Below are 13508 nucleotides of genomic sequence, written 5' to 3'. Positions count from 1 at the left end.
TCCAGGGGCAGCGAGCTACCGCAATCACCGGCTGCAAGCAGATGAGCAGCCCACGGCGCCAGCCGTGGGACTGAACTACCGAGCCACTTTAACTGGGCGGTCCCATGGCTGGCGCCACGGGCTACCAGTTGCTTACGGATGGAATGGCTGACCAAGACCCACGCCCGCCGCCGTGGGCTGCTCATTGCTCGCTAGGTCTTGATCCCGAGCAGCGGGAAGCAGAGGATCGGGATCGACAGCGACGCCACGCCGATCAGCCAGCGGCGGTCGTCGAGCTCGATGCTGTCGTCGGAAGTGGGCGGGTGGTGGATGCCCATCAGGATCACCAGCACCAGCATCAGCGTCCAGATAGACGCCTGCTCGATGTACATCACCACGTACGCGATCGCCACGATGGTGAAGCCGCGGGCGATTTTGTACGACTCCTCGCCGAACAGCCCGTGGATGGTGTGCCCGCCGTCGAGCTGGCTGACCGGCAGCATGTTCAGGCCGGTCACCAGCATGCCGACCCAGCCCGCCATGAACAGCGGGTTTCCCGCCAGCTGCGAGATGCCGACCCACGAGCTCTGCTCGGCCCACTCGGGGTGGCGGGCCTCGATCATCCAGCGGACGATCACCGGGTTGTACAGCTCGACCTCGTCGGGCTGCGGCGGGCGGGACAGGTCGAGCTGCCCGACGCCGATCCACAAGATCGGGATCGCCACGGCCAGCCCGGCCAGCGGGCCCGCGAGTCCAATATCGAAAATCTCTTTCCGGTTGGCGCGCATGCCGTCCATGCTGATCACGGCGCCCATCGTGCCGATCGGGTTGATCGGCACCGGGATGCACAGCGGGTAGCTGGCCGGGATGCGGTGCCGCAGGGTCATCAGGAAGTGGCCCATCTCGTGCGTCAGCAGGATCGCCAGCACCGCCAGCATGTAGTAGACGCCCTGCTGCCAGTTGCCGGCGATGGTCGCCCAGATCCGTTCGTAGGTCCCCAGGTACTGCGGGTCAGTCGGGTTCCAGTTGGCGGCGCCCACCCAAAAAGTCGACAGGCACGTGGCGATGAACAACGACAACGGCAGCCGCACGCCGCGTTGGACCCGGCGGCGGGGCGCCCGCGGCTTGACCCGCGAGTCGATGTCCGACGCCCGCATCTCGCGGTACTCGGCGGGGGCCGGCGACGGGCTGGGGGCCGCGGCCTCGGGGCCGTCGGCCGGGTTGGGCGGGTCGGCGTCGGCCGGGTTGGGCGGGGAAGGGTTGCTCATACGGCGGATGATATCACAGCCGCCGGGGGCGCCGTAGGGCGGCTTGGGAAAGGGGAAGTGCGGAAGGGGAAAGGGGAAGGCTCGCGGTTGCGGCCTTCCCCTTTCCCCTTTCCGTTTTCGCCTTTTGAAGCGGTTTCCGCTGAGAGCTTGGGGTTCGGACGAACGCACCAAGAATCAGTAGACTTCGATGCTCTTAACCGAGGTCGAGCCGGCCACCTGCGTGCCGTTCAGGCACCCCGCGGCGCCGTCGATCAGGCGGTCGACCTCGAACCGGTTGGGCACCTGCACCACCGTGCCGACGCCCGCCTTCAGCGAGATCAGGTCGCCGAGCGACGCGGCCTCGACCGCGGCGTTGCAGTAGGCCACCGCCTCGCGGCGGTCGACGCCCGGCATCAGGATCGCCACCCGCACCTCGTCCAGGGTCAGGCGGGTCGCGTCCTCGAGCTGCAGCTGCTCCTGAGCGGCGGCCAGGGCCTGCTTCAGCTCGCGCTCGGCGGCGTTCGACTCGGTCTGCGGCGGCCGGGCGACGTGCAGCAGCGCGACGCTCAGCTCGCGGCGCTCGATCCGACAGCTCGAAGCGAGCTTGCCGAGCGTGGTCTCGAGCCGCGTGCGCGCGGTCTTGCTCATGTCGGCCCGCTGCTTGGGGGCGGCGGCCTTTGGCTTGGCGGCGTGGGCTCCCTCGGCCCGGGTCAGCGCTTCGCCGCGGGGCCTCTCGCCCCGCAGGAACTCCCGCATCGCCAGCCGCACCTCGTGCGACTCGGCCAGCAGCGCCTCGGCGATCTCGTCGTCCGACTTGCCGGCCAGGTCGTCGCTGACGTACTGCTCCGACGCCAGCGACAGCTGCTGATGGGCCTCGGTAATGACCTTCTGCAGGTCGACCTCGCTAGAGAGCTCGACCGACATCGCCCGGGCGAGCTGGTCGACCTGCTGCTGCAGCGGGTCGAGCATCGCGTTGAGTTGTTCTTTGGTCAGACCGCACAGCGACTCGCCCGCCTCGAGCAACTCGGGGAGCGCGTCGAGCCGGCGGTCGAGCACCAGCTGGCAGAGCCGCTCGGCCAGCATCACGACCGGCCGCAGGCCTTCTTCCTGGAGCGGCAGCGGGTCGTCCGCGGCGAAGTCGACCGCGTCGGCCAGCGAGTCGGGCAGCCGCCACGCCCGCATCAGGTCGGCGGTGAGCTGGGTGTGGTCGAAGCCGAGCGACTGCCGTTCGAGCGCGGTGAGCTGCTCGGGCGCGTCGTTGGCGAGGGCCAGGAACCGCAGGTAGGGCTCGCCGAGCTGCTGCACCATGACCAGCATGCCAAGGTCGCGGAGCAGTCCGGCGAGGAACGCCTCGTCGGGGCTGACGCCGCGGAACAGCTTGGCGAGGCTCTTGGCGCACACGGCCCGCGTCAGCGCTACGGTCCAGTACCGCCGCAGCGGCTCGCCCGCCATCTCGGCGAACAACCCGTCGGGCAGGCTGAAGCCGAGCACGAGCACCTTGAGCGGCTCGACCCCCAACAGCGCTAGCGCCTGGTTCAGGTCGGCCACCCGGCCACTGAGCCCGAACAGCGAGCTGTTGACCACCCGCAGCAGCTTGGCGGAGAGCGCCGGGTCGCGCTGGATCGCCTCCTTGAGCTGCTGCACGTCGACGGTGGGCCGCTCGGTGAGCTGCAGCACCTCGATCGCCACCGAGGGCAAGGAGTACAGGTTGCCCGCTTCGGTAACAAGCTTGTTGATCGCGGGGTTGGCGGTCTGGGGCATGGTGCGGCGCGGGGGCGGCGGTTGGCTTGGGGGAGGATTGGTGGCGCTTGCAAACCTAGCTCGAATCCGGCGCCCACGGGCGCCAGCACTGCTGGCAGATCGGTGCAGGGCGGCGATTCCCACTAGGGCGCGGGGCGGTTCAGGCCTTACAATCGGCGTTCGCCCTACATCCGGATAGCAAGGAAGCTGCCGATGCGCCTCACCAACCCCACACGCCACGTGCGCTGCACGCTGGCCGCCCGCCTTTACGCCCTGGCCGCTGGCCTGACGGCTGTGTGCCTCGTGACCGGCCCCGCGTGCGCGCGGACCGCCGCGGTCGTCGACCCCGCGGACGCCGACGCCGCATTGCGCGGCGTGTTCTTCCTCGACGCGCAGCGCGGCTGGGCCGTGGGCGACCACGGGGTGATCCTCGGCACCGAGGACGGCGGACGCAGCTGGGGGCGGCAGGCCACGCCGGTCGAGTGCCCGCTGTCGGGCGTCGTGTTTGTCGACCGCCGCTACGGCTGGGCCGTGGGCGGGGTAACGACGCCCTTCACGCACACTTCGCACGGCGTGCTGCTGCACACCGACAACGGCGGCTACACCTGGAACGTGCTGCCCGACCCGCTGCTGCCGCGGCTGCGCGGCGTGCGGTTCTTCAGCCGCACGCACGGCGTCGCCTACGGCGAGTCGAGCCACGCGTCGCCGTCCGGCGTCTTCGAGACCCGCGACGGCGGCCGCCACTGGGAGGCCCTGCACAGCGAGCAGGCCGGCGACTGGCTGGCCGCCGCGCTGCCCGCCTCGGGCGCCGGGCTGCTGATCGGCAGCAGTGGCGAGCCCGCCAAGATCAACGGCGCGGTGGTCGAACCGCGCACGCCGCGGCACGCCGGAAATCTCCGCGCCGCGACCCTCGACGCCGACGGCCGCGGCTGGGCCGCCGGCGACCACTCGCTGCTGCTCAAGACCGAAAACGCCGGCGAGTCGTGGGAGGCGGTCGCCGCGGCCGGGCCCATTCACTGGCGTGACGTCACGGCCCGCAAACGCCGCGTCTGGCTGGTCGGCTCGCCCGGCACGCTGATCGCTAGCAGCGAAGACGACGGCGAGAACTGGCGGTGGCGGCAGACCGGCGTCTCGACGCCGCTCAACGCCGTGGCGTTCGCCGACGACCGCCGCGGCTGGGCGGTTGGCGAGCTGGGCGTGATCCTCGCCACCGACGACGGCGGCGAGCACTGGCGGGCGCAACGCGGGGGCAAGCTGCGCTGCGCAACGCTCGTGGTCGCGCCCACCGTCGACGCCGCGCCGCTCGAGCTGATCGCCAAGGTGGCCGCCGGCGAGGGCTACCGCACCGCCGCGCTGGCCGCGTTTGCGGACCCCACACCGTGGGGCCCGCAGCAGGACCGCTGGCGCGAGGCGCTCACCGGCTGCGGAGCTTCCTACGCGAAGCTGTCGAGCACGCTCCCGCTGCCCCGCTCCGCCCGCGAGGCGTCGGCCGCCGAACTGCAGGAGACGCTCAGCGGAGGATCGGTAGATGTCGCGTCTTCACAGCTTACCGAGCTTGTCCGCCGCCACTTGGCGATGCTCCGCCCCGATGTCGTGCTCGTGGCGCCGTCGTCCGACCGCGGAGCCAGCCAGCTGGTCGAGAACGCCGTGCTGGCCGCCGCCGACGGCTCGCCCGACCCCGCGCTGCAGCAGCTCGGGCTGCCGGCCTGGAAGCCCAAACGCGTGCTGCGGGTCGCCCGCCACCGCCGCGACAGCCGGGCCGGCTTCTCGACCTCGGACTTCGACCCGCGGCTGGGGACGTCGCTCGCCCAGTCGGTCCAGAAATTCCAAGGCCTCACCACCGACCGGCGGGCGGCGCCGCCGGCCCGGATCGGTTGGACGGCGCTGGCCGGCGGGCTCGCCCCGTCGGACGCTAACGGCGACCCGCTCACCGGGCTGGTGGTCGAACGCGGCGGCGACGCCCGGCGGCCGCTCACGCCGCCCGACCCGAACGGGCTCGCCGCGCTCAAGGCGGTCGCCGCCGGACAGGACGCTTTCCAGTCGCTGCTGAGCGACACCGCCGGGGGCAGCGAGTGGGCCAACCGCGTGCTGCAGCTCACCGGCGGGCTCGGGGCCGACGCCGGCGCGCAGCGGATGCTCGACCTGGCCGACGCCTACCGAGCCGCGGGCCAGCCGCGGCTGGCGGCCGACACGTTCTACCTGCTGGCCCGCCGCTACCCGAACCACGCGTTGGCCGAGCACGCCATCGACTGGATGCTCCGCTACTACTGCAGCAGCGAGACCGCCTGCCACATGCAAGCCGCCTACGAGCAGCGGCAGAAGAAGGCGCCGCTCGCCAACATCACCGCCACGCTCCCCGCCCAGGCCGACGAGTGGTCGCCGCACCTGACGCTGGCCGACCACCAGGCCCGCGCGCTGACGCTGGCCGACTACGTCGAGCAGGCGCGGCCCGTGCTGTTCTCCGACCCTCGGCTGCGGCTGGCGTTGGCCGCCGCCGCGCGTGAGCAGGGGCAAGCCGAGCGCGGCGCTCTGCTGCTCGCCGCGCTCGGCAAGAGCTCGACTGCCGAGCCGTTCAGGCGGTGCGTCCAGGCCGAGGACTGGCTGGCGGAGAAACGCCCCACCCTCGCCAAGCCGACGCTCCAGGCCACACGGGCCGCCGAGCGGCCGCTGCTCGACGGGCGGCTCGACGAGCCGTTCTGGCAGACCGGACCGCAGGGGTCAGCCGACCCCGCGCCCGCCGCCGACGCCGGCGGGGCCGCGGTGCGGATCGCCATCGACGACGACTTCCTCTACCTGGCGGTCGCCGCCGATAAGCTGCCGGGCGGGGCCTACCCAGCGGACGACGCCGCGCGGCCGCGTGACGCCGACCTCCGCGGCTACGACCGCGTCGTGCTGCGGCTGGATGTCGACCGCGACTACGCCACCGCGTTCGAGCTGTCGGTCGACTGCCGCGGCTGGACGCACGACGCCTGCTGGGGCGACGCCGCCTGGAACCCCAATTGGTACGTCGCGAGCGTGAGTGGAGAATCCGGTTGGTCGGTTGAGGCGGCCGTGCCGCTCAAAGAGCTCGGCCTCGACGCCCCGCCGACCGGCGCGTGGGCCTTCAGCCTGCAGCGGCACTCTCCCGGCCGCGCTCCCCAGGCGTGGACCAACGCCGCCGCCGAGGACAACACGCCCGACGCCTACGGCCTGCTCGTGTTCCCCGCGGCGCCCGTACCGGACGACAACGCCGCGGCCGCAGAGCCGCCCAACCGCGACTAGCAGCCATGGGCGACGCTGCCGGTAACGTCCAATCGCTCCGCGACGCGGGATTCGCGTGGGTCCGCCAACTTGCCGACCCACAACTTGTCGCACAGCTCTGCTCCGCGCTACAGGCCCACGACGACGCCAGCCGCCCTGCCAGTCGGGCCGGCGTGCCGTACGCCGCCCGCAACCTGCTGGGCGTGCCGGCCGTGGCGGCGTTCGCCTCGGGCGATCTTGTCCAGAATGCTCTCCGTGCAATGGTCGCCGCCGCGGGGATGCCGGTGCGGGCGATCCTGTTCGACAAACTGGCCGACGCCAACTGGGGCGTCGGCTGGCACCAGGACCTGATGATCCCGGTCCGCGAGCGCGTCGAGACGCCCGACTTCTCTGCCTGGAGCGTCAAGCAGGGCGTGCCGCACGTCAAGCCGCCGGAAGAAGTGCTGCGGCAGATGGTGACGATCCGCCTGCACCTCGACGACGCCGGCGAAGACAACGGGCCGCTGCAGGTCGTGCCCTGCTCGCACCACTGGGGCGAGGTCCCGACGCCCGAGGTCGCCGAGCGGGTCCGCGGATGCGAGGTCACGCTCTGCACGGCCGCCGCGGGCGACGCCCTGTTCATGCGGCCGTTGCTGATGCACGCGTCGGCCAAAGCGACTACGCCTGCCCGACGGCGGGTGCTGCACATTGAGTTTGCTGCCCAGCCGCTGCCGGGCGAGTTGCGTTGGCCATTGTATCCCCGGCTCTCCGAGCCGGGAGACTAGAGCCCCCAAGACACGAGTCGAAATCGGGGACTGGCTCGGCGCGCGTGGGGAGTCCCAAACCACGCCCAACGCCGCCGCGTCGTGCCTGTCCCCTTTTTCGACGGCCCCTACCGAGGCACGCTTTGGTCCCCTGGAAGAGCCGGGGGCTACGAGCGGCCACGAGCGGCCGGCCGGGCACTCCTGCCGACCGCACTTTCACCAGCCTTCCTGCCAAGCCACAATAGCTGGCATGGACGACCCATCTTCTGCCGACGAGCGCGACTCCCGACTCCAGACCTACTGCCTGCTGACATTGACCATCATGGCTTTGGGCGTCGGCCTGTGGCTGCTGCGGCCCGTGCTGGTGCCGTTTGTGCTCGCGTTATTCTTCGTGATTGGGCTCTCGCCGCTGCTGGACCTGATCCAGCGGAGGCTCGATCTTAGCCGACCGGCTGCGATCAGCGTGACCTTTGTGCTTGGCGGAGCTTGCTTGTTTGCATTCGGCCTGATGCTCACAAGCACCTACTACACGGTGAGTAGCGATCTCGACAAGTACAAGGGCGGCGTGGTCAAGATGGTACAGGCCGTCGGCCCGGGACTCGCCAAGGTTGGGGTTGAGATTCCGGCAGAGGCGACTGAGATTCTCGAGTTCGTTCAGAAGTTCATCTCCGAACAGATGAGCTCGATCGCGATTTGGCTGAGCACCGCCATCCTCGACCTGATTGTGAACCTCGGGGTGGTCGCGATCTTCATGTTCTTTCTGATAGCCGGCGCCAGCAGCGAAGTGAGACCGGTCACTGGACTTTGGGCGCAGATCGAGGGCAAGATCCGCGAGTACATCGTCACCAAGACCATCATCAGTGTGTTCACCGGCATCGCGTTCGGCGTCGTGCTCGGTCTGATGGGAGTGCCGATGGCGCTGCAACTCGGTGTGCTGGCATTCCTGCTGAACTACGTGCCTAATGTCGGACCGGTCATTGCAGCCGCGTTGCCGATCCCGCTGGTACTGTTCGTGATGCCGAGCCTCGCAGACGCCGCGGCGGAAATCGCCGCCGGGAACAAAGACGCCGAAGGCTATGGGCTCCTGTGGAAGTCGGCGGCCATCGCCGCCGGGTGCGCGGTCCAGGTCATCAGCGGCAACGTGATCGAGCCCAAGATCATGGGCGACTCGTTCGAGCTGCACCCGATTGTGATTCTGCTGTCGTTGATCTTGTGGGGCATCATCTGGGGGCCGGTCGGCGTGCTGCTGGCGGTGCCGATGACGGCCGCGGTGAAGATCCTGCTCGACAAGCTCGAGCCGACCCGCCCGATAGCGGCGCTCTTGGCGGGGCGCCTCGAGCCGCTTGAGCAGGCCATCGACCGCGAGGCCGTGGCGTAGGTTCGACAAGACCAGCCCGCCCGCCACTTCGTTATCGAAATTAGCCGCCCCGCGCGTTCTAATACGGGGTTGCCCCTCTTCCTCTAGGGTTGAGCCGGCGGCCCCGCCTCGATTGGATTTCGGCCCCGAGCCCGTCACGTGGGACAAAACCCCGCGTCCCCAGCGGGTCCAAGAACACACAAACCTTTACCCACAAACACTTTACGCCAGAACTACCGGGCGGCCTGGGGGCGGGGTTTTGTCCCCTCCGATCGATTTTATGGACAGAACCCGCCGCCTTCCGACCGGTCGCCTGATGGCCAACAATGCCTGCATGCCACGCACCAATGTCGCCGACCGACTGACCGAGCTTGCCGCCCTCCGCCCCAACGAGCCGGCGGTGGTCAGCGCGCGTGGCGGCGGCTACGACCAGATCACCTTCGCCGCCATCGACGCCGACGCGACCCGGCTGGCCCACGGCCTGGCCGCGATGGGCGTCGGTCCCAGCAAGGGGATTGCCCTGCTCGTGAAGCCGGGCGTGGAATTCGTGACGCTAGTGTTCGCCCTCTTGCGGAGCGGCGCGACGATGGTGCTGGTCGACGCGGGCCTTGGCAAGCAGAACATTGTGCGGTGCTTAGAGGCGACCAACCCCGACGGGTTTGTCGGCATCCCCCAGGCGCAGGCGCTGCGGGTGGTGCTGCGGAGGCGGTTCCCGAAGGCGAAGCTCAACGTAACGGTCGGGCGGCGGTGGTTTTGGGGCGGGGAGACGATCGCATCGCTGCGGAAACTTGGAGCAGAGGCAGACAAATCCCCCTCCCCCTTGGGGGAGGGGGACTTCGGCTCACCCTCTCCTTCGTTCTGCCTGCCACACACGGGCGCCGACGACCCGGCGGCGATTGTGTTCACCAGCGGCAGCACGGGGCCGCCCAAGGGGGTGCTCTACCGGCACGAGACCTTCGTCACCCAGGCCAACGAGATCCAGCGCCAGTACGGGCTGCGGCCGGGCGGGGTCGACCTGGCGTGCTTCCCGCTGTTTGGGTTGTTCAATGTCGCGTGTGGCGTGACGACCGTGCTGCCGGAGATGGACTTCTCGCGGCCTGCCGCGTGCGACCCGGTGAAGCTGTTCCGCGCGGCGAACCAGTGGAACTGCACCCAGGCGTTTGCGTCGCCGGCGGTGTGGGATCGGCTGAGCAGGCACGCGGAGCAGACCGGCGACTCGATCCCAACGATGCGGCGGGTGTTCTCGTGCGGCGCACCGGTGCCGGCGGCGGTCATCGAGCGGACGCTCAAGATGGTGCACCCCGAGGCCGAGCTGCACACGCCGTACGGCGCGACCGAGTCGCTGCCGGTCGCCACGATCGAGGCCCAAGAGATCTTGGGCGAGACCGCCGAACGCACCGCCCAGGGCGCCGGGGTGTGTGTCGGCAAGAAGTTCGACAGCATCGACTGGCGGGTGATCCGGATCTCCGACGAACCGATCGGCACGATCGACCAGACCGAAGAGCTCTCCACTGGCGAGATCGGTGAGCTGATCGTGCGCGGGCCGCAGGTCTCCCGCCAGTACCTAACCCAAGAGCCGTCGGCGTCAGCCGCCGGAGCAACGAACCCTACAACCGCCAGGCACAATGTGCTCGCCAAGATCGTCGACGGCGAGCACGTCTGGCACCGCGTCGGCGACGTCGGCTACTTCGACGACGAGCAGCGTTTTTGGTACTGCGGGCGGAAGTCGCACCGGGTGGTGACTACCGAGGGGACGCTGTTTACCGAGCAGGTCGAGGCCCAGGTCAACACGCACCCGCTGGTTCGCCGCAGCGCCCTGGTAGGGGTCGGCGCCAAGGGAGCGCAGCAGGCGTGCATCGTGATCGAGCCGACGGTTGCCGCGGACTCGAAGGAAGCGATGGAGACCATTCTCGACATCAAGGCGCTGGCAGAGTCGCTCTTGGCGCCGATCCCAATCGGCGGGGTGTGGGCGATGCCGACGCCGCTGCCGGTCGACATCCGGCACAACTCGAAGATCCACCGGGAATCGATCGCCGAGTGGGCGGCGGCGAAGCTCGGCGGCCGGGCGTAAGGCCGCGGCTGCTAGCACGCCACAAAGTGGCTTTGCCGCGGTCAGCCGATCCCGCTAGACTCCGCCGCAATTCGATTCCCGAACCCCAGCGCGCCGACGCTATGAGCACGATCAAGACGTACCTTCGCAAGCATGTCCCCCAGTCGATCCGGGGCCCGGTTGAGAACACGTTGGCCGCCTGGAAGAGCCGCAAGTACGCCAACCCCAACCGCGCGCAGAAGCTGGTCGGCAAGGCCTCGGACGAGTGGCTCGAGCGGATTGCGGTGACGGTCTCGAGCCCCGACAACGACCTCATCCCCCGCGTCGCGAACGCGGGCGAACTGGCGGGCGGCGTCCTCACCATGCACAACGGCATCCGCGTCGGCGGCCTGAGCTACTGCGGCGCGGGCATGCTGAACCTGATGATCGAGAACCGCGGCGTGCACGAGCCGCAGGAAGAGCTCGCCTTCACCGAGGTGCTCAAGCACATCAAGCCGGGCGGCACGATGCTCGAGCTGGGCGCCTACTGGGGCTTCTACTCGCTGTGGTTCGCCAAGGAGGTAGACGGCGCGGTCTGCCACCTGGTCGAGCCGCACCCGGCCAACATCCTGTCGGGCAAGCAGAACTTCCAGCTCAACCACCGCGGCGGCCGCTTCCACCGGGCCTACGTCGGCGCCGACGAGACCCCGGCCGAGGACGGCACGCGGACCATCGCGGTCGACTCGTTCTGCACACGCCACGGCATCAAGCAGCTGGCGATGCTGCACGCCGACATCCAGGGCGCCGAGGCCGACATGCTGCACGGCGCGCGGCGGATGCTGACCAACCAGCAGGTCGACTTTGTGTTTGTCTCGACCCACTCGAACGAGCTGCACGAAGAGTGCGAGGCGAAGCTGAAGCGGTTTGGGTACCTGATCATGGCCTCGGCCAACCTGGACGAGACCTTCAGCGTCGACGGCGTGATTGTCGCCCGCCGGCCCGGCATCGAGGCGCCCGAGACCATCGACATCTCGAAGCGGCGCCCGGCGACCGCCGCGGCGGCCGCCTAGCAAGGTTGCGGGGCCAACCCTACGGCGCGTTGGCGGCCGCGAGCCGCCGCCGCCAGAATCGCTGGGCCGCGGCGATTTCGTCTGCCGGCAGACGGTCCTCGGCCTCTCTGAGCCAGGCGAGGAAGAACTCGCAGCTCGCGCGGCTGACGCGTGGCTCGCCGTGCAGCGGCTGGTAGTAGTATGGCGCGGTCATGCCGCGTTCGTAACCCGGCGAGTCCATCGCGATCGCCCGCAGCACAAACCAACCAGAGCCCGAGCAGTCGATCGCCGGCAGCTCGCCGCGGGCGTCGGCCAGCTCGCGGAGCGAGACCGAGTGCTCCACCTGTCCGTTCTTGACGACCTCGAGGTAGTCGACCTTGGAGCGGGTCGTCAGGTTGAGCCCCAGCGTCACCTCGGTGTTGTCGTCCATCAGGCGGTAGCGCTCGCCCGGCGCGGGGATCGGCCGGAGCAATGGGCCGTTGGTGACCATCGCCTGCCCATCGGCCAGCGCGTCCCACCAGCCCTGCCTCGAGAAGCCGTCGAACCGCCGGGCGTAGACGCGGCACGATCCGAGCGGCAGCTCGTTGTCGCCGGTGTTGCTGCCGGCGGCGGGCGGGATCGGCAGGCCGGCGCTGAGGATGTGGAAGTAGATCGACTCGCGCCACAGGGCAGGGCCCCGGGCGCCAGAGTAGAAGTCACGGTCGGGCGGCCGCCCCCACGAACGGGCCTTGCGGCCAGTTGACTGGTCGCTTGGGTCGATCACCACGACCGCGTCGAGCACGTCGGCCGCCAGCCAGACCGGCAGCCGCCACGACGCGGCGTCGGCCGCCACGATGCGGACGCCCCGTTCGCGGAGGTCGGCGAGCGCGTCGGCGCCGCCGTCGGAGACCGGCTCAAGCTGCTCGCGAGTGATCGGCTCCTCGGGATTTACCAGCAGCAGATCGCCTAATTCGGTGCGGGCCCTAGCGGCCCACGGCCCGAAGGTGACCGGGGCGTCGGGGGCCGACTCGGCGGAGGGGACCTCGTCCCAATTGCCACCGTCCCAACGCCAGCGGGTGAGCGGCGTGTAGCGGAGCCCCTCGCCCCGCAGCGCGGCGTCGAGGTGCTGTCCGCCGCGGGCGGCGAGCAGGTCGGCGCCGGCCCAGCCCTCCTCGTTCAATCGGACCACGCGGTGCATCTCGACCCGCTTGGAGTCGGACGCGCGTCGCTCGATCTCGAACCGCCCGGTGATCGGCTTGTACTCGGGGCCGGCGGTCAGCTCGAACTCGTAGTTCCCGCGACGCAGCCCGAGCTCGGTCTGCCCGTCGACATAGAAGTGGTCGCCCAGCGGCGCCACACCCAGCCCGCGTGATCGCAGCGGCCTGCCGCCAGAGCGGCTCAGCTGCACGCGTGCCGCCACCGGATCACCTGAATCGGCGGTGACCACCGTGACCTCAAGGGTTCCATCGGGCCTGGCGGCCTGCACGGTGGGGACCGCGCAAACCACCATCACGCACACGATTGGGAGGGTTCTAGCAGTCACGTGAAGGGCCTTCTCGCTGCGTTGCGGTTCTTCCAACTACCTCCATACTAGCACGCCGTAACGCTCACACCCGCACCGCCACGTCTGACTTCTGAGCTAAGCTTTGGCATGTCCGCCCCGCCTAACCGAATGCCCAGCCAGTCTCTGCAGCAGCACTCCGCTCGCCGCATCTGGATTGACATGGCCGTCCTGCAAGTCAGCATCTTGTGGCTGGCTGGTTGGGCGCCACGCACCCCGTTGCTGCTGAGCTTGTCGGCGATGACCGGCGTGGTCTACCTGCTGTGGTCGTGGAACCTGACTGGTCCCCGCCGGCACCGCAACGCCCGGATCTTGCTCGGGTTGAGCGTCATCGCGCCGGTGCTGCCTTTGCTTGTCGACCCGACGTTCGCGTTCCCGATGGCGCTGGTGCAGTCGCCGCTGCTGGTTGTCGCCGGGTACTGCGCAATGAAGACCAACCACATCGTGACGGCCTCTGGTCCGCGCGCAGCTTGGTCGCAACGGTCGTGACGAGCACCTCACGCCGTATGCTAGGTTTTCGATATGGCTGCGCCTTCTGAGACCAGTCCGCGGAGCATCCCCTGGATCGATATAGCCGCGCTGCA

At 69.6% G+C, this 13508-nt stretch carries 9 protein-coding genes; 6 read left to right on the top strand and 3 right to left on the bottom strand.

Going from position 1 to position 13508, the window contains the following annotated elements:
- Positions 1 to 191: 191 nt before the first annotated feature.
- A complete protein-coding gene (locus Pla123a_RS24475) occupies positions 192 to 1247 on the bottom strand; it encodes a site-2 protease family protein (protein WP_197527693.1) in 1056 nt (351 codons plus the stop codon).
- A 174-nt stretch (positions 1248 to 1421) separates the two neighbouring features.
- Positions 1422 to 2987, bottom strand: coding sequence for an HDOD domain-containing protein (locus Pla123a_RS05175; RefSeq protein WP_146584568.1), 1566 nt, complete (start codon positions 2985 to 2987; stop codon positions 1422 to 1424).
- Between the two features lie 192 nt (positions 2988 to 3179).
- Here Pla123a_RS05175 and Pla123a_RS05170 point away from each other — a divergent pair, with 192 nt between their 5' ends.
- The 5 genes from Pla123a_RS05170 (at position 3180) to Pla123a_RS05150 (ending at position 11405) form a co-directional block, all read left to right on the top strand.
- Positions 3180 to 6227, top strand: a complete 3048-nt coding sequence (locus tag Pla123a_RS05170) for a YCF48-related protein (protein ID WP_146584566.1) — start codon at positions 3180 to 3182, stop codon at positions 6225 to 6227.
- Between the two features lie 5 nt (positions 6228 to 6232).
- Positions 6233 to 6970: a phytanoyl-CoA dioxygenase family protein gene (locus tag Pla123a_RS05165; protein ID WP_146584564.1), complete on the top strand. Its 738-nt coding sequence runs from the start codon at positions 6233 to 6235 to the stop codon at positions 6968 to 6970.
- A gap of 229 nt (positions 6971 to 7199) precedes the next feature.
- The gene (locus Pla123a_RS05160) at positions 7200 to 8327 is read left to right on the top strand and encodes an AI-2E family transporter (RefSeq protein WP_146584562.1); all 1128 of its coding nucleotides are present in this window, start codon (positions 7200 to 7202) and stop codon (positions 8325 to 8327) included.
- A 313-nt stretch (positions 8328 to 8640) separates the two neighbouring features.
- Positions 8641 to 10377 (top strand): fatty acid CoA ligase family protein, encoded by a 1737-nt coding sequence (locus Pla123a_RS05155; protein ID WP_146584560.1) that lies wholly within the window; start codon positions 8641 to 8643, stop codon positions 10375 to 10377.
- A gap of 101 nt (positions 10378 to 10478) precedes the next feature.
- A complete protein-coding gene (locus tag Pla123a_RS05150) occupies positions 10479 to 11405 on the top strand; it encodes an FkbM family methyltransferase (RefSeq protein WP_146584559.1) in 927 nt (308 codons plus the stop codon).
- Between the two features lie 19 nt (positions 11406 to 11424).
- Here the strand turns inward: Pla123a_RS05150 and Pla123a_RS05145 are convergent, their stop codons facing one another.
- Positions 11425 to 12906, bottom strand: a complete 1482-nt coding sequence (locus tag Pla123a_RS05145; RefSeq protein WP_146584557.1) for a hypothetical protein — start codon at positions 12904 to 12906, stop codon at positions 11425 to 11427.
- Positions 12907 to 13035: 129 nt separating this feature from the next.
- Here Pla123a_RS05145 and Pla123a_RS05140 point away from each other — a divergent pair, with 129 nt between their 5' ends.
- Positions 13036 to 13413 carry a hypothetical protein gene (locus Pla123a_RS05140; RefSeq protein ID WP_146584555.1) on the top strand — a complete coding sequence of 126 codons (378 nt, stop codon included), beginning with the start codon at positions 13036 to 13038 and terminating at the stop codon, positions 13411 to 13413.
- The last annotated feature ends 95 nt before the right edge of the window (positions 13414 to 13508 follow it).

Source organism: Posidoniimonas polymericola (assembly GCF_007859935.1).
Classification (GTDB): domain Bacteria; phylum Planctomycetota; class Planctomycetia; order Pirellulales; family Lacipirellulaceae; genus Posidoniimonas; species Posidoniimonas polymericola.
Note: the sequence above shows the minus strand (reverse complement) of the source record. Positions and strands in the feature narration are given on the sequence as shown.